Source organism: Bradyrhizobium sp. Ec3.3 (assembly GCF_000472925.1).
Taxonomy (GTDB): Bacteria; Pseudomonadota; Alphaproteobacteria; order Rhizobiales; family Xanthobacteraceae; genus Bradyrhizobium.
The window spans coordinates 1-15,760 of record NZ_AXAS01000003.1 but is presented as its reverse complement, the minus strand read 5'-3'; the positions used below and the strand labels follow the sequence as shown (position 1 = coordinate 15,760).

General features: G+C 63.9%; 14 protein-coding genes. 7 read left to right on the top strand and 7 right to left on the bottom strand.

The window, feature by feature from the left end:
- Window positions 1–152 precede the first annotated feature (152 nt).
- From YUU_RS0104610 to YUU_RS0104580, 7 genes are read left to right on the top strand one after another with little or no spacing between them, the layout of a single operon-like run.
- Window positions 153–425: a helix-turn-helix domain-containing protein gene (locus tag YUU_RS0104610; protein ID WP_027521313.1), complete on the top strand. Its 273-nt coding sequence runs from the start codon at window positions 153–155 to the stop codon at window positions 423–425.
- A gap of 34 nt (window positions 426–459) precedes the next feature.
- Window positions 460–2,460: a hydrogenase 4 subunit B gene (gene hyfB / locus YUU_RS0104605; protein WP_027521312.1), complete on the top strand. Its 2,001-nt coding sequence runs from the start codon at window positions 460–462 to the stop codon at window positions 2,458–2,460.
- On the top strand, window positions 2,457–3,413 hold the full coding sequence (locus YUU_RS0104600; protein WP_027521311.1) for a respiratory chain complex I subunit 1 family protein: 957 nt from the start codon (window positions 2,457–2,459) through the stop codon (window positions 3,411–3,413). Before hyfB ends, YUU_RS0104600 begins: the two co-directional genes overlap by 4 nt.
- A 3-nt stretch (window positions 3,414–3,416) precedes the next feature.
- On the top strand, window positions 3,417–4,079 hold the full coding sequence (locus YUU_RS0104595) for a hydrogenase-4 component E (protein ID WP_027521310.1): 663 nt from the start codon (window positions 3,417–3,419) through the stop codon (window positions 4,077–4,079).
- Window positions 4,076–5,515, top strand: coding sequence for a hydrogenase 4 subunit F (locus YUU_RS0104590; protein WP_027521309.1), 1,440 nt, complete (start codon window positions 4,076–4,078; stop codon window positions 5,513–5,515). The genes YUU_RS0104595 and YUU_RS0104590 overlap by 4 nt, the downstream gene beginning before the upstream one ends.
- Before the next feature lie 3 nt (window positions 5,516–5,518).
- Window positions 5,519–7,027 (top strand): NADH-quinone oxidoreductase subunit C, encoded by a 1,509-nt coding sequence (locus tag YUU_RS0104585; protein ID WP_027521308.1) that lies wholly within the window; start codon window positions 5,519–5,521, stop codon window positions 7,025–7,027.
- 3 nt (window positions 7,028–7,030) lie between these two features.
- Window positions 7,031–7,555, top strand: coding sequence for an NADH-quinone oxidoreductase subunit B family protein (locus YUU_RS0104580; RefSeq protein ID WP_027521307.1), 525 nt, complete (start codon window positions 7,031–7,033; stop codon window positions 7,553–7,555).
- A gap of 192 nt (window positions 7,556–7,747) precedes the next feature.
- Here YUU_RS0104580 and YUU_RS0104575 read toward each other — a convergent pair whose 3' ends face one another.
- The 7 genes from YUU_RS0104575 to YUU_RS0104540 form a co-directional block, all read right to left on the bottom strand.
- Window positions 7,748–9,031, bottom strand: a complete 1,284-nt coding sequence (locus YUU_RS0104575; protein ID WP_027521306.1) for a glycerate kinase — start codon at window positions 9,029–9,031, stop codon at window positions 7,748–7,750.
- Window positions 9,032–9,223: 192 nt separating this feature from the next.
- Entirely contained in the window at window positions 9,224–10,453 is a 1,230-nt protein-coding gene (locus tag YUU_RS0104565) for an ABC transporter substrate-binding protein (RefSeq protein ID WP_027521305.1), read from the bottom strand.
- A gap of 299 nt (window positions 10,454–10,752) precedes the next feature.
- Window positions 10,753–11,979, bottom strand: coding sequence for an ABC transporter substrate-binding protein (locus tag YUU_RS0104560; protein WP_027521304.1), 1,227 nt, complete (start codon window positions 11,977–11,979; stop codon window positions 10,753–10,755).
- A 116-nt stretch (window positions 11,980–12,095) separates the two neighbouring features.
- Window positions 12,096–13,322: an ABC transporter substrate-binding protein gene (locus YUU_RS0104555; protein ID WP_027521303.1), complete on the bottom strand. Its 1,227-nt coding sequence runs from the start codon at window positions 13,320–13,322 to the stop codon at window positions 12,096–12,098.
- Window positions 13,323–13,342: 20 nt separating this feature from the next.
- On the bottom strand, window positions 13,343–14,362 hold the full coding sequence (locus tag YUU_RS0104550; RefSeq protein WP_027521302.1) for a branched-chain amino acid ABC transporter permease: 1,020 nt from the start codon (window positions 14,360–14,362) through the stop codon (window positions 13,343–13,345).
- A 2-nt stretch (window positions 14,363–14,364) separates the two neighbouring features.
- A complete protein-coding gene (locus tag YUU_RS0104545) occupies window positions 14,365–15,243 on the bottom strand; it encodes a branched-chain amino acid ABC transporter permease (RefSeq protein WP_027521301.1) in 879 nt (292 codons plus the stop codon).
- A gap of 13 nt (window positions 15,244–15,256) precedes the next feature.
- The coding region (locus YUU_RS0104540; RefSeq protein WP_027521300.1) for an ABC transporter ATP-binding protein at window positions 15,257–15,760 on the bottom strand (504 nt) is incomplete at its 5' end.

The window sequence follows — 15,760 nt, the reverse complement described above, 5'->3', positions numbered from 1 at the left end:
GCGAATTTCACGTTAAGGGATGCAATGAGATTGCAGCGGGCAGGCAACCGCCTCCTGATGTGCAATGCGGTATAATTGATGCTTGATACATCATTTTAGATGTCATATGCTTGCTTTATCAATCACGGCGCTTGCCATGGGAGGTGCTGTCAGTGATTACCGCCGCGCAGCTTCGGGCCGCTCGCGCCCTGCTCGGGATCGACCAGCGCGAGCTGGCGCAGCGCTGCTCGCTGTCGCTGCCGACGATCCAGCGCATGGAGGCCTCCGAGGGCGTCATTCGCGGCAATGTCGATTCCCTGATGAAGCTGGTCGAGGCGCTCGCGGCCGCGGGCATCGAGCTGATCGGCGAGGGCGCGCCCTCGACCGGAAGTGGCCGCGGCGTACGGCTGAAATCCCAGCCCAGCGCGGGCGAGGACAACAAATGACGACGCGCGCACAACTCGCAATCCGGGAGCTCTAATGATCTCGGTGGCGCTATGGTCGGTGGCACTGCTGCTGGCGCTGGCGCCGGTCGGGATCGTGCTGTCGTCGTACCCGCGCGGTTCGGCCGTGCTCTATGGCGCCTGCCTGGTCGTCACCGCGGCACTCTGCGTCACCGCGCTCCTTCACCTGCTCGATTCGGCCCATCCCGTGTTGAGTGCCACTCTGCCGATCGGCCTGCCCTGGCTGGGGGCTCACTTCCGTCTCGATGCGCTGTCGGCCTTCTTCCTGGTCGTGATCAATCTTGGTGGCGCGGCCGCCAGCCTGTTCGCGCTCGGCTACGGCGCGCATGAAGAATCTCCCGGTCGCGTGCTGCCGTTCTATCCCGCCTATCTCGCCGGCATGAATACGGTCGTGCTCGCCAACGACGCCTTCAGCTTTCTGGTGGCGTGGGAGTTCATGTCGCTGACCTCCTGGGCTCTGGTGGTGTCGCACCACCGCGAGGCGGAGAATATCCGTGCCGGCTATGTCTATCTCCTGATGGCAAGCTTCGGCACGCTGGTCCTGCTGCTCGCCTTCGGTCTGCTTGCGAGCGGTGCCGGTTACGATTTCGACGCGATCCGCGCTTCGCATCCCTCGGCCGCGCTCGCCGGCATGGTGGTGATCCTCGTCCTGCTCGGCGCCGGCTCGAAGGCGGGCGTCGTGCCGCTGCACGCCTGGCTGCCACTTGCTCATCCCGCCGCTCCCAGCCACGTCTCGGCCCTCATGAGCGGCGTGATGACCAAGGTCGCCGTCTATGGTTTCGTCCGCATCGTGTTTGACCTGTTGCCGGAGCCTGAGTGGTGGTGGAGCATGGTGGTGCTGCTGGTCGGCGGCCCCACCGCGACGCTGGGCGTGCTCTATGCGCTGATGCAGCGCGACATCAAGCGCGTGCTGGCCTATTCGACCATCGAGAACATCGGCATCATCTTCACCGGCCTCGGGCTCGCGCTCGCTTTCAAGGCGCAGGGGCTCGACTGGGTGGCGGCGCTCGCCTTCACCGCGGCGATGCTGCACGTCTTCAATCACGCGCTGTTCAAGAGCCTTCTGTTCTTCGGCGCCGGCGCGGTGCTGGAGGCAACCGGCGCGCGCGACATGGAGAAGCTCGGCGGGCTGATCCATCGCATGCCACGCACGGCCTTCGCGATGCTGGTCGGCTGCGTCGCGATCTCGGCGCTGCCGCCCTTCAACGGTTTTGTCTCGGAATGGCTGACCTTCCAGGCAATCCTGCTGTCGCCGCAACTGCCATCCTGGGGTTTGAAGCTCGCCATCCCCGCGGTCGGCGGCCTCCTGGCGCTGGCGGCGGCTTTCGCCGCGGCCTGCTTCGTCAAACTCTATGGCATCAGCTTCCTCGGCCGGCCGCGCACGGATGTCGCCGCAAGCGCGCATGAGACCGATCGCTTCTCGCTGGCTGCGATGTTCGCGCTTGCGGCACTCTGCCTCGTCGCCGGCATCCTGCCCGGCCTGTTCATCGACGCGCTGGCGCCGGTGAGCAAGGCCATGGTCGGCAACGTCATGCCGCATCAGACCGGGCTGGAATGGCTCACGATCGTGCCGATCGCGGAAAGCCGCAGCTCTTATAACGGCCTTCTCGTCTTCCTGTTCGTTGCGCTCTGCGGCACCGCCGCGGCGTCGGCCATTCACCGCCTCGCCTCCGATCGCCTGCGCCGCGCGCCCGCCTGGGATTGCGGGTATCCCGACCCCGACCCCACGATCCAATACTCCGCCTCGAGCTTCTCGCAGCCGATCCGCCGCGTGTTCGGCAGCGTGATCTTTGCGGCACGCGAGATCGGCGAGATGCCACCGCCATCATCGCCGCTGCCTGCACGGCTCAAGGTCGAACTGCACGATCTGATCTGGGACGCGCTCTACGCGCCGATCGCGACGATCATCGGCTTCGCCACCGAACGCATCAACACCCTGCAATTCCTCACCATCCGCCGCTATCTGACGCTGGTCTTCGGAGCGCTCATCGTTCTGCTCCTGGTGGTGGCGCTATGACCGCGCTGCGCGACATCCTCTCGCAGGGCGCGCAGATGCTGCTGGTGCTGCTGCTCGCCCCGCTGCTGACCGGCTTTGTCCGCAAGGTGAAGGCGCGGCTGCTCCGCCGGCGCGGACCGCCGCTGGTTCAGCCCTATCGCGACCTCGTCCGCCTGATGCGCAAGGACGTCGTGCTCGCGGACAACGCTTCATGGCTGTTCCGCGTCATTCCCTATCTGATGTTTGCCGGCACCTGGGTAGCGGCTTCGCTGGTGCCGACCTTCGGCAACGGTCTGTTGTTCTCCGGTACCGCCGACCTCATCGCCATCATTGCGCTGCTCGGCAGCGCGCGTTTCTTCCAGGCGCTTGCCGGCATGGATGTCGGCACCGCCTTCGGCGGCATCGGCTCCAGCCGCGAGGTGATGATCGCGACCCTGGCCGAGCCTGCCATCCTGATAACGGTGTTCGCGGTCGCCATGATCGCGGGCTCGACCCAGCTTTCCAACGTTGCCGAGTTCATGGGCTCGGACGCGGTCGGTCTGCGCGTGTCGCTCGGCATGGCGTTCGTCGCGCTGACCATTGTGGCGCTGGCGGAGAATGCCCGCATCCCCGTCGACAATCCCGCGACCCATCTCGAGCTCACGATGGTTCATGAGGCCATGGTGCTGGAATATTCGGGGCGGCATCTTGCGCTGATCGACCTGTCGTCGCAGCTCAAGCTGCTGCTCTACGTCTCGCTGATCGCCTGCGTGTTCCTGCCCTGGGGCACCGCGACTGCGGATGCGAGCGTCGCGACACTGGCGTTCGGCGCGCTGCTCTATTTCGGCAAGCTTGCAGTTCTTGGCTTCCTGCTCGCGCTGTTCGAGACGTCGATCGCCAAGATGCGCGTATTCCGTATTCCGGAGTTTTTGGGGGCGGCGCTGATGCTGGCGCTGCTCGCGACGCTGCTGCGCTTCGTGTCGGGGAGCCTGTAGGACATGAGCAGCCTGCAATTCGATATCGCCCACCTGCTCGCCGGATCGCTCGTGCTGGCGAGCTTCATGCTGCTTTACCAGGACCGGCTCTATGCGCTGCTCAACGTCTATGCGCTGCACGCCGGCGTGCTGGCGTTGTCGGTGGCCTGGCAGGCCTATGTGCAGGCGGCGCCGCATCTCTATGTCACCGCGCTGATCGCTCTCGTTTTCAAGGCCATCATCATTCCGGTAGCGCTGCACCGGATCATCCGGCGGCTCGGCATTCACCGCGAGATCGAGAACGTGATCGGCATCGGGCTCACCATGATGGCCGGCATCGGCCTCGTCGCGCTGTCGATGGTGGTGATGCTGCGGGTGACGCCGGGCGCGGATGCGCTCGCGCGCGAGGATCTGGCCTTCGCGCTGTCGGTGGTGCTGCTCGGGCTCCTGATCATGGTGACGCGGCGCAATGCCGTGAGCCAGGTGGTCGGTTTCATGTCGCTGGAGAATGGCCTCGTGCTGGCGGCGACTGGTGCCAAGGGCATGCCGCTGGTGGTCGAGATCAGCGTCGCCTTTTCGGTGCTGATCGCCTTCATCGTGATCGGCATCTTCCTGTTTCGCATCCGCGAGCGTTTCGACAGTGTCGATGTGCAGGCGCTCGACCGCTTCAGGGGAGAGCGGCGATGACGATCGACGCGCTCGGTGCCATCCTGTTGATCCCGGCCATCTCGGCCGCGCTGCTCGCGATACTGCCCGGCTACTTCCTGACGGCAAAGCTCAACGTCGTTGCGGCGCTCGCGACCTTCCTCACCTCGCTCTCGCTGTTCGTGATCGAACCGACGTCAGGGCAATATCTGCTGCTCGACGACCTCAACAAGGTCTTCATCGTGCTGACGACCTTCGTCGGCTTCACCACATCCGTGTTCAGCGCGAGCTACATCCATCACGAAATCGAGACCGGACGGTTGACGCCGGCCTTCCTGCGCTTCTATCACGCGATGTACCAGATCCTGATGTTCGCGATGAACCTCGCGCTCATCGCCAACAATATCGGCCTGATGTGGGTTGCGGTCGAGGTCGCGACGCTGACGACCGTGCTGATGGTCGGTATCTACCGTACCCATGAGGCGCTCGAAGCCGCGTGGAAGTATTTCATCCTCGGCAGCGTCGGCATCGCGCTGGCGCTGTTCGGCACCATCCTGGTCTACATGGCGGCGCGTCCTGCGGTGGGCGAAGGGCTCGACGGCATGGTGTGGACCGTGCTGGTCCAGCACGCCGCCGCATTCGATCCGGCGCTGCTCAACGTCGCCTTCGTCTTCCTGCTGCTTGGCTACGGCACGAAGGTCGGCCTCGCGCCGCTGCACGCCTGGCTGCCCGACGCGCACGCCGAAGGCCCAACGCCGATCTCCGCGGTGCTCTCGGGCCTTCTGCTGAATGTCGCGCTCTATGCGCTTCTGCGCTTCAAGATGATGCTCGCGGTCAATTCGGCGGCGATCGCGCCGGGGCCGCTGATGGTGACGATGGGCCTGATCTCGGTGATCTTCGCGGCGCTGATGCTGTACCGCCGCCGCGACATCAAGCGCATGTTCGCTTATTCCTCGATCGAGCACATGGGCATCATCGTGTTTGCCTTCGGCATGGGCGGGCCGCTCGCGAACTTCGCGGGCCTTCTGCACATGACCATGCACTCGCTGACCAAGTCCGCGATCTTCTTCGCGGTCGGTCACATCGCGCAGGTCAAGGGTACGCAGAAGATCGCCGACATTGGTGGGCTCACGGTGACCAACCCGGTGCTCGGCTGGGGCCTGATGCTCGGCGTCATCGCCATCGTCGGCCTGCCGCCGCTCGGCATCTTCATGAGCGAGTTCCTGGTCGTCAGCTCGACCTTTTCCCGCGCGCCATGGCTGACCGCGATCCTGGTGCTCGGTATCATCATCGCGCTCGGCGGGCTCTTGCTGCGGATCGGCGTCGTGATGTTCGGCGAGCCCAAAGGCAAGACCGCGCCGGCGGAGGCCTCCTACGTGCCGATGTTCACGCATCTGGCGCTGGTCGCGATGGCGGGGATCTATCTGCCGCCGGTCCTGGTGACCGGCTTTACTAACGTCGCAAAGCTGCTGGGATAGGCGATGGGTATCCTCGACAGCATCCCCCATGTTCACGCGGTGCCGTCGCACCGCCCCTGGCCGCGTGTCGTCGTGGCAGAAGCGGGCTGGCGGGCCGCAGTCGACGAACTGGCCGCCGGCCGTCTGACCCTGCTTGGCCTCTGGGGTGAGCCGGCCGTTGTCCACATGGCGCTGCTCGATGAAGCCGTCGCCGAGATCGCGGTCGTCACCTACGAATGTGCGGCGGGTAGCTTTCCAAGCGTCGCCCGCCATCATCCGCCCGCGCTGCGGCTGGAGCGTACCATCCACGACCTGTTCGGGCTGACGTCAACCAGCGCGGACGATGTGCGGCCGTGGCTCGACCATTACGTCTGGGACAAATCGTTCCCGCTCGGCAGCCGCGACGCGCCGCGCGAGGCGGTCCTGTATCGGTTCCTACCGGCCGAAGGCGAAGCACTGCATCAGGTTGCGGTGGGACCCGTCCATGCCGGCATCATCGAGCCCGGCCATTTCCGCTTCACCGCCAATGGCGAGCATGTGGTGCGGCTGGAGCAATGGCTTGGCTATACCCATAAGGGCGTCGAATCCCTGCTGCAGGGCGCGAACCTTGAGGCTGCGGCAAAGCTCGCCAATCGTACCTCTGGCGACAGCGCCGTCGCCTACGCTTTTGCCTTTGCGCGCGCTGCCGAGGCAGCGCTCGACATCGAGGCGCCGCCGCACGCGACGCACTTGCGGGCGCTGATGGCGGAACTGGAGCGGCTTGCCAATCATTTCGGCGACATCGGCGCGATCTGCAACGACGCCTCTTTCGCGTTGATGCATGCGCAGACCGGCATTTTGCGCGAGCGCTGCCTGCGCGCCGCCGATGCTGCATTCGGCCATCGGTTAATGATGGACGTCATCGTGCCCGGCGGCGTGGTGCGCGACATCGCACCGGACGGCATTGCGGCACTGCGCACGCTGCTTGCCGAAATCGACAAGGTGTTTCCACGCCTGATCGAACTCTACGACAACACGGCGTCGCTTCAGGACCGCACCGTCACCACGGGCATCGTGAAAACGGAATATGCGCGCCAGTTCGGCGCCGGCGGCTATGTCGGCCGTGCCTCGGGGCGCAATTTCGATGCGCGGCGCATGCTTGCCTACGCCCCCTACGATCGGCTGTCGTTCGAGGTGCCGGTGCTCGAGGCGGGCGACGTCAATGCGCGGGTCTGGATCCGCATCCGCGAGGTCGAGCAGAGCGTTGCGCTGATCGCGCAGATTCTGGACCTGATGGCACCGGGCGAGATCATGAGCGCGCTGCCGGCCGGGCACGGCGAATGCGAAGGCCTGGCTGTGACCGAAGCGTTTCGCGGTGACGTGCTGGTCTGGCTCAGGCTGGACCGGGAGTTGCGCGTGCAGCGCTGCCACCTGCGCGATGCCTCCTGGTTCCAGTGGCCGCTGCTGGAGACCGCGATCGAGGGCAACATCATCGCCGACTTCCCGCTCTGCAACAAATCGTTCAACTGTTCCTATTCGGGCGCGGATCTCTGAGCCATGCGCAAGACCCTGCTCGAAAGTCTCACCCACGGCTCTCTGACCGAGCCCGCCCCGGCGCCGGACGAGACCGCGCTGGCTGAACTTGCCAGCAAGGTCGACCGCGCGGCGCAGGCAAGACTCGGCCGGTCGCTCGCGATCCGCCAGGTCGACGCCGGTTCGTGCAATGGCTGCGAGCTGGAGATCCACGCGCTCTCCAACGCCTTCTACGACATCGAACGTTTCGGTCTGCGCTTCGTCGCCTCGCCGCGCCATGCCGACGTCCTGCTGGTCACGGGACCGGTGACGAAGAACATGAGGCAGGCGCTGGAGCGGACCTATAACGCCACGCCCGATCCGAAATGGGTGGTCGCGGTGGGCGGCTGCGCCGCTGATGGCGGCATCTTCAAAGGCAGCTACGCCTGCGTCGGCGGCGTGTCCGAGGTCGTTCCGGTGGATCTGCACATCAAGGGCTGCCCGCCGTCGCCGCTCGACCTGCTGAAAGGCCTGCTCGCGCTCCTGGAGCACGTCGGCGGCAAGGAGTGAGCTGCGCTGACGAGTTTGCGGCGCGCGCCCGCCTTACTCTCGGTGTCATCGCCCGACTTGATCGGGCGATCCCAGTATTCCAGAGAGAGTGCGAGGATACGGACAGGCCGCGGCGTACTGGATTCCCCGCCTTCGCGGGGAATGACAGCGGTGTTGAGGTTGGCCCGGCGATGACGCCGGACAGGGCGCCTCTCAATCCACCAAAATCACCCTGATGTCGTTCACGTTGGTCAGCGTCGGCCCGGGCAGCAGCAAGTCTCCTGTTGCGGCAAAGAACGCCGTCGCGTCGTTGTTGTCGAGATAGGCCTGCGGCTCGAGCGCCAGCGTCTTCATCTTCGCGAAGGTTGCAGCATCGATCAGTGCGCCGGCGGGGTCGGTGGGCTTGCCGGCGCCGCCGTCGGCGCCGTCAGTGTCGCCGGCGAGCGCGGCGATGTCGGGTGTGTCCTTCAACAGGCCGGCGAGCGCCAGCGCGTATTCCTGGTTCGGGCCGCCGCGGCCATTGCCGCGCACGGTCACCGTGAGCTCGCCGCCGGAGAGGATGGCGGTGCGTTTGCCAGCGGCGCGCGCCTTCAAGGCCAGCCTCGCATGCTCGGCGGCAACCTCGCGCGCCTCGCCTTCGAGATCGGCGCCGAGATCGATCACCTCATAGCCCGCGTCCTTCGCGAGCTTGACGGCGGCGTCGAGGGACTGCTTGGGCCGCGCGATCAGTTCGAAATGGGCGCGCGCAAACGCGGCATCGCCGGGCTTGCAGCTTTCGTTGTCGGGATCGTCGAGCGCGCGGCGAACGGCATCGTCGATGTCGAGCTTGTATTTCGCGACGATCGCGCGCGCGTCAGCCAGCGTGGTCGGATCCGGCACGGTGGGGCCGGAGGCGATCGCGGAGGGATCGTCATGCGGCACGTCGGAGATCGCGAGCGTGACGATCTCGGCGGCATTTTTGCCGGCGCGCGCCAGCCGCCCGCCCTTGATGCGCGACAGATGCTTGCGGACGACATTCATCTCGCCGATCGGCGCGCCCGAGCGGAGCAGCGCCTTGTTGACCGCCTGCTTCTGGGCAAAGCTGATGCCGTCCACCGGCGCGATCCAGTTCGCCGAGCCGCCACCGGTGAGCAGCACCAGCAGCAGATCATCAGGGCCGGCCTCGCCAGCGAGCGCGAGCGTGTCAGCGGCGCCCTTCAGGCCGGCTTCGTCCGGCACGGGATGGCCGGCCTCGACCACGCGGATGCGTCGCGTCGGTACGCCGTAGCCGTGGCGGGTGGTGGCGATGCCGACCAGCCGCTCCGGATCGAGCTTGAGCCCATCGAGATAGTGCCGCTCTGCGGCCGCGGCCATGGCGCCCGCGCCCTTTCCGGCGGCGAGGCAGATCACGCGGCCCTTCGGCGCGGGGCGCAGATGCGGTGCGAGAATCGTGCTCGGATGGGCGGCGGCAACGGCGGCGTCATATAGGGCGCGGAGCAGGGGACGTCGGTCGGTCATGGCGATGCTTTCGTCAAGGAGAGGCGGCACCGGCGACCTCGCCGGAGTAGGCCTGCCCCTTGCCTAGCGCATCGCCGCGCAAAGCGTAAGCGGGCTTGCCCATCATTCGATTATGCGATCGCGTGATGGGCAACGAAAACCCCCCGCGAGACTCTCGCGGGGGGCGTTTTTCGCGGGCCAATCTGCCGGCGGCTAGCCGCCGACGTCGGCGCTGATCACGTCGCCGAACAGCTCCCACTTCTCGCCCTTGAACTTCTCGAGCTGGAGCTGGCTGATCGGCGCGAAGTCGGTCGCTGACGTATTGATCTGGATCCCGGGCAGCAGCACCTCGGTCCGGAAGTCCTTCAGGCTCGCCGCCTGCTTCATGATGTTCTCGCGCGTGAGATTGTCGCCGCACTGCTTCAACACCTGCACCAGGGTCTGCGCCACGCCGTAGCCGACGATGGTGCCGTGGTCGAGCTTGTCGCCGTCCGGGAAGTACTTCGTCATGAAGGCGAGAAACTCCTTCATGCCGGGATCCTTGTTCCATTGCGGGTCGGAAACGTCCTTCAGATAGTCCGCGGAGATGATGTCCTGCGAGTTCTCGAAGCCCGCGGGCTTGAGCACGCTGCCGACCGAGGCCGAGACGTTGTTCAGGAAATGAAGCGGCTTCCAGCCGATCTCGGCGTTCTTCTTGATCGCTTGCGCGGCGAATTTCGGCGTCGTGATGTTCATGAAGACGTCGGCGCCGATCGATTTCAGCTTCACGATATGGTTGTCGATGGTCGGCTCGGACGTTTCATAGCTCTCCTCTGCGACAATCATGCTCGCTGCCTTCGCGCCGAGACCGTCCTTGAGGCCCTTGAGATAGTCCTTGCCGTAGTCGTCGTTCTGGAACAGCACCGCGATCTTGGCGTCCGGCTTGTTCTTCAAGAGCCACTTTGCGTAGATCTGCGTCTCGCTCTGGTAGTTGGGCTGCCAGCCCATGGTCCAGGGGAAGTCTTTCGGATCATTCCACTTGGTGGCGCCGGTCGCGACGAAGAGCTGCGGCACCTTCTTGGAGTTCATGTATTTCTGGATCGCCGAGTTTGGCGGCGTGCCGAGCGAGTTGAAGATGAACAACACCTCGTCGCTCTCGACGAGCTTGCGTGCTTGCTCCACCGTCTTCGGCGGCGAATAGGCGTCGTCATAGGAGATGAAGTTGATCTTGCGGCCGTTGATGCCGCCCTCATCGTTGATCTTCTTGAAATAGGCGGCCTCGGTGCGGCCGATGATGCCGTAGGCGGACGCAGGGCCGCTATAGGGCATGATGTTGCCGATCTTGATCTCGGTGTCGGTCGCGCCGGTATCGTATTTCTTCTGGGCGGATGCAGTGGAGGTCGAGGCCGCGAACAGCGCAAGCGCGACTGACGCGGCAGCAAGTTTGCCAGTGACAGCGGGCATTCCAGTCTCCCTGATTTTCTTGGTGTGTGTGCGTCCTTTTCTTGTCGTTGGTCTTTTTTTGCGACGTGGCAGCAATTGAATACGATTTGCGTTGCAGCATCAAGAAAAAGCCCCCGCGACGGCGTCGTGAGGGCTGCTCCTTTAGTAGTCATCCGCTTGGCGGAGGCGTGCGAAACATTGGATGATGTGCGCACGTGACCGGTTGCAGTTGCGAGATAGCGGCACGCGCCGAGCATGTTGTTGATGGAAGTTGTGCAAACCGTCTCTTGCGATTTTCGGTTGCGCGCACTCCGCGTACCCTAGTGGCCGAGTTCGCTGGAGATGACGTCGCCGAACAGCTCCCACGACCTGCCCTTGAAGCGCATCATCTGGAGCTGTGCGATCGGCGCGAAATTGTCCGGCGCGGTGTTGATCTTGATGCCGGGAAGCAGCGTGTCCGGAGCGAAATCCTTCAAGCTCGCCGCCTGCCTCATGACGTTCTCGCGCGTGAGATCGTCGCCGCACATCTGGAGAACCTTCGCCATCGTCTGCGCCGCGCCGTAGCCGAACGCGACGGCGGCGTCGAGCCTGTTCGCCTTCGGATCAAATTGCGCGAGGAAATCGTAGAACCTCTTCATCCCGTCGTCGGCGTTCCACTGCGGGTCGGTGCCGTCCTTGACGTAGGTCGCCGAGAGGATGCCCTGCGACACCTCGAAGCCCGCCGGCTCGATCACGCCGCCGACCGATGCCGAGACGTTGGAGATGATTTGCATCGGATGCCAGTTGATCTCGGCCGCCTTCTTGATCGCCTGGGCGGCGAATTTCGGCGTGGTAATGCTGATGAAGACGTCGGCGCCCGAGGCCTTTAGCTTCACGACGCGCTCGTCGATCGCTGGCTCGGAGGTGTCGTAGCCGTCCTCGAGCACGATCATCGAGGCCTTCGGCCCGAGGCCGTCCTTCAGGCCCCTCAGATAGTCCTTGCCGAAATCGTCGTTCTGGTAGAGCACGGCGATCCTGGCTTCGGGCTTCTCCTTGATGATGTATTTGGCGTAGATGCGCGCTTCGCTGGCGTAGCTCGGTTGCCAGCCCATGGTCCATGGGTAGTTTTTCGGATCGTTCCATTTGGAGGCGCCGCTCGCCACGAACAATTGCGGCACCTTCTTCTCGTTCATGTACTTGCGGATGGCGGCGTTGGTCGAGGTGCCGAGCGATCCGAAGATTAGGAACACCTCGTCGCTTTCGACGAGCTTGCGGGCCTGTTCAAGCGTCTTCGGCGGCGAGTAGGCATCGTCGTAGGAGATGAACTTGATCTTGCGACCGTTGATACCGCCTTCCGCATTGATCTTGTTGAAATAGGCCTCTTCGGTCTTGCCGATCACGCCATAGGCGGAGGCCGGACCGCTGTAGGGCATGATGTTGCCGATCCTGATCTCGGTGTCGGTGGCGCCGGTGTCATATTTCTTTTGTGCCAGAGCTGTGCCGTTCGTTGCGGTGCACAAGATGAATGCGGCCGACAGGGCCGCGAACTGAAGACGGACGACAGCCATTGCTCTCCCACCCGGTTGGATCGGCTCTGCATTGAACAAGATTGGCGCCGGCCGTCAACAAAAAGCCCCCGTGATCGCTCGCGGGCGCTCACCTGGTAAGCTGTTGCGTCAGCGCTTCATTGGGAGGGGACGTCGCCGCTGATGATCTCGCCGAAGAGTTCCCATTTCTCGCCCTTGAAGCGTTGCATCTGGAGCTGGCTGATGGGGGCAAAATCGGTCGCGCTGGTATTGATCTTCACGCCGGGCAGCAAGGTGTCAGGAGCGAAGTCCTTCAGGCTCGCCGCCTGCTTCATGACGTTTGCGCGGGTTAGATCATCGCCGCACATTTCCAGCACCTTTGCGAGCGTCTGCGCAACGCCATAGCCATAGACGACGAAGCTGTCGTTCTTGTCCGTGCCAGGCATGTACTTGTCGACGAACTCCGACCACTTCTTCATGCCGGGGTCACTGTCCCACTGCGGGTCGCCGGCGTCCTTGCCGTAAGTGGCAGACAGGATGCCTTGCGAGTTTTCGAGGCCCGCGGGCTTCATCACGCCGCCGACCGAGCTCGAAACGTTGGTGACGATCTGAAGGGGCTTCCAGGAAAGCTCGGCCACCTTCTTGATGGCCTGGGCGGCGAATTTCGGCGTTGCGTAGATCACGAACACGTCCGGATTGGCGGCCTTGATCTTGACGATATGGCCGTCGATCGACGGCTCGGACACCTCATAGCTCTCTTCCATGATGATGTTCGAGGCCTTGCCGCCGAACCCGTCCTTGGTGCCCTTGAGATAGTCCTTGCCGAAATCGTCGTTCTGATAGAGCACCGCCACCTTGGCGTCGGGTTTCTCCCTCAAGAGCCACTTCGCGTAGATTTGCGCTTCGCTCTGGTAGGAGGGCTGCCAGCCCATGGTCCATGGGAAGTTCTTTGGATCGTTCCACTTGGTGGCGCCGGTCGCGACGAACAGCTGCGGGATCTTCTTGGCGTTGAGATATTTCTGGATCGCTGTGTTGGAGGGCGTGCCGAGCGGGTTGAACACGGCCAGCACCTCATCGCTCTCGACGAGCTTGCGGACCTGCTCGACCGCCTTCGGCGGCGAGTAAGCGTCGTCATAGGTGACGAAGTTGACCTTGCGGCCATTGATGCCGCCCTTGTCGTTGATCATCTTGAAATAGGCTTCTTCGGTCTTGCCGATGACGCCGTAGGCGGAGGCCGGACCACTATACGGCATGATGTTGCCGATCTTGATCTCGGTGTCGGTCGCGCCGGTATCGTACTTCTTTTGGGCGAGTGCTGCGCCGGAGGTGATCGTTGCGACCGCCGTTCCGACAGCGACGATTCCCAGTATTCTTGCGAACAGCAATTCAGTCTCCTTTAGACGTTTCAGTTCTTCTTGAGTTTGCCAATCAACTGTTGGCTGACGATCGCAACCTGCCTTGCGCCATGCGGCACCAGGAAGATGACGAGGAACAGGAGCACGCCGAACACTGCGCCGGAGAGGCCTTTTGAGATGCTTTCCGCCATGTTCGGCACGAAGATGATGAAAGCGGCGCCGACGAACGAGCCGGGCAGCCAGCCGACGCCACCGACGACCATGCCGAGGAACAGCGAGATCGCGAGCGTGATGGTGTAGCTGTCGGGTGCGACGAACTGCACCGCGATGGCGCTGAGGCCGCCGGCGACACCGGTGATGCCGGCGGACACGCCGAAGGCCAGCGTCTTGTAGAGAGCGACGTTGACGCCCATTGAGGATGCCGCGATCTCGTTGTCGCGGATCGCCATGAAGGCGCGGCCCGAGCGGGAGCGCAAGAGATTCACCGAGAAGATGTAGATCGCGAGCGTGACGACGAGCGTGAAGTAATAGAGCCACATGTCCTGGCCCATCGGCAGGCCGAACGGGGCGTCCGGCTTGGTGACGACGAGCCCCTGTACGCCGCCGGTCCAGTGCTCGAGGAAGTTCAGCTTCAGAAGCTGCGGCATAGCGGTGGCGAGCGCAAACGTCGCGAGCGCGAGATAGACGCCGGAGAGCCGCAGCGCCGGCTGGCCGAACAGGAAGCCGAAGCCGAAGCAGATCACGCCGGCGACCGGCAGCGTGAGCGCATAGTTGACGTTGAACTGCTCCATCAGCACCGCAGTGACATAGGCACCGACGGCGTAGAACGCGCTCTGGCCGAGTGAGAACTGGCCGCTCCCGCCGGTGAGAATGTTCAGCGCCAGCACTGCGAGCCCGTAGATCAGGAGCATCGTCAGCTGGAAGATGATGAAGTTCTTGGCGAACAGCGGAACGATCAGGAGTACTGCGAGCACCACCAGCGAGGTGGTCGTGCTCAGCGTCATGGCCCGCTTCGGAACTGCCTCGACCGCCTCGTGGCCTTCGGCAACGACTTCTTCTGCTGCGCTCATGATCAAACTCGCTTGACGATGTGCCGGCCGAACAGGCCAGCGGGTTTGACGACCAGGACGGAAATGATCAGCGCGAGCGCGATCGGGAGCTTCAGCTCATTGCCGACGCCGGGGATGTAGGTGCCGGCGAGGTTCTCGAAGATGCCGACCAGGAAGCCGCCGACCACCGCGCCGAACGGGCTCGACAGGCCGCCGAGCACGGCCGCGGCAAAGCCGTAGATCAGGACGCCGCCCATCATGTTGGGCTCGAGAAATACCACCGGGGCGATCAGCATGCCGGCGATCGCGCCGATCGCCGATGCCATGCCCCAGCCGAGCGCGATCATCCAGCTCGTGTTGATGCCGACGAGCCGCGCCGATTCAGGCAGCGAGGCAGCTGCCCGCATCGCGAGGCCGATTCGAGTGTACTGGAAGAAGAAGAACAGGCCAACCAGCAGCAGCAAGGTGACGCCGATCATGCCGGCCTGGTGGGTCGAGATGAGCTGGCTGCCGAGGAACGGCGAGGAGCCGAACGGGGTCGGATATTGCTTGATGGTGAAGTCCCAGATCAGGCCGGCCGAGGAGTTGATGATGGCAAACAGCGCGATGAAGCCGGCGACGTTGGTCAGGATCGGCGCCTTGGCGAGCGGCTTGAACAGGATGCGCTCGATCGCGATGCCGCCGACGAAAGCGAACGCCAGCGTGATCACGAAGGCGGCCCAATAGGGCACACCCCATTGCATCAGCTGCCAGGAGATGAAGGTCGCGAACATCGCCATCTCGCCCTGCGCGAAGTTGAGATGGTCGATCGCCTGGTAGATCATGACCACTGCGAGCGCCATGCAGGCATAGATCGCGCCGGTCGCAATCCCGGCCAGGACCTGGTTGGTGAAAAGCTCCATCGTCCCGGCTCCCTCAGTAACCCAGATAGGATTTGCGGATGTCCTCGTTGTTCGCGATGTCCTTGGCGTTACCCGACATCACGATGCGGCCGGTCTCGATCACATAGGCCTGGTCGGCGAGCTCGAGCGCGAGCTGGGCGTTCTGCTCGACCACCAGGATCGTGACCTTGTCTTCGCGGTTGATCTTGCCGAGGATNNNGAANAGGTCGCGNACGACCAGCGGNGCNAGNCCGAAGGACGGCTCGTCCAGCAGCATCAGNCGCGGCCGCAGCATCAGNGCNCGGGCAACCGCGAGCATCTGCTGCTCGCCNCCCGAGAGCGTGCCGGCCTGCTGGGTGTGCCGCTGCTTNAGNACCGGNAAATGCGCATACATGCGCTCGATGTCGGNGACNATGCCNGCATTGTCCTTGCGGGTGATGGCTCCGAGTTGAAGATTTTCCTCCACCGTCATGTTGGTGAAGGTGCCGCGGCCCTGCGGCACATGCGCGATGCCGAAGCGCACGATGTTCTCGGTCGA

Bases quoted from the DNA above. Each gene is read 5' to 3' on its own strand.
- hyfB (WP_027521312.1), top strand. From the start codon at position 460: ATGATCTCGGTGGCGCTATGGTCGGTGGCACTGCTGCTGGCGCTGGCG.
- YUU_RS0104600 (WP_027521311.1), top strand. From the start codon at position 2,457: ATGACCGCGCTGCGCGACATCCTCTCGCAGGGCGCGCAGATGCTGCTG.
- YUU_RS0104595 (WP_027521310.1), top strand. From the start codon at position 3,417: ATGAGCAGCCTGCAATTCGATATCGCCCACCTGCTCGCCGGATCGCTC.
- YUU_RS0104590 (WP_027521309.1), top strand. From the start codon at position 4,076: ATGACGATCGACGCGCTCGGTGCCATCCTGTTGATCCCGGCCATCTCG.
- YUU_RS0104585 (WP_027521308.1), top strand. From the start codon at position 5,519: ATGGGTATCCTCGACAGCATCCCCCATGTTCACGCGGTGCCGTCGCAC.
- YUU_RS0104580 (WP_027521307.1), top strand. From the start codon at position 7,031: ATGCGCAAGACCCTGCTCGAAAGTCTCACCCACGGCTCTCTGACCGAG.
- YUU_RS0104575 (WP_027521306.1), bottom strand. From the start codon at position 9,031: ATGACCGACCGACGTCCCCTGCTCCGCGCCCTATATGACGCCGCCGTT.
- YUU_RS0104565 (WP_027521305.1), bottom strand. From the start codon at position 10,453: ATGCCCGCTGTCACTGGCAAACTTGCTGCCGCGTCAGTCGCGCTTGCG.
- YUU_RS0104560 (WP_027521304.1), bottom strand. From the start codon at position 11,979: ATGGCTGTCGTCCGTCTTCAGTTCGCGGCCCTGTCGGCCGCATTCATC.
- YUU_RS0104550 (WP_027521302.1), bottom strand. From the start codon at position 14,362: ATGAGCGCAGCAGAAGAAGTCGTTGCCGAAGGCCACGAGGCGGTCGAG.
- YUU_RS0104545 (WP_027521301.1), bottom strand. From the start codon at position 15,243: ATGGAGCTTTTCACCAACCAGGTCCTGGCCGGGATTGCGACCGGCGCG.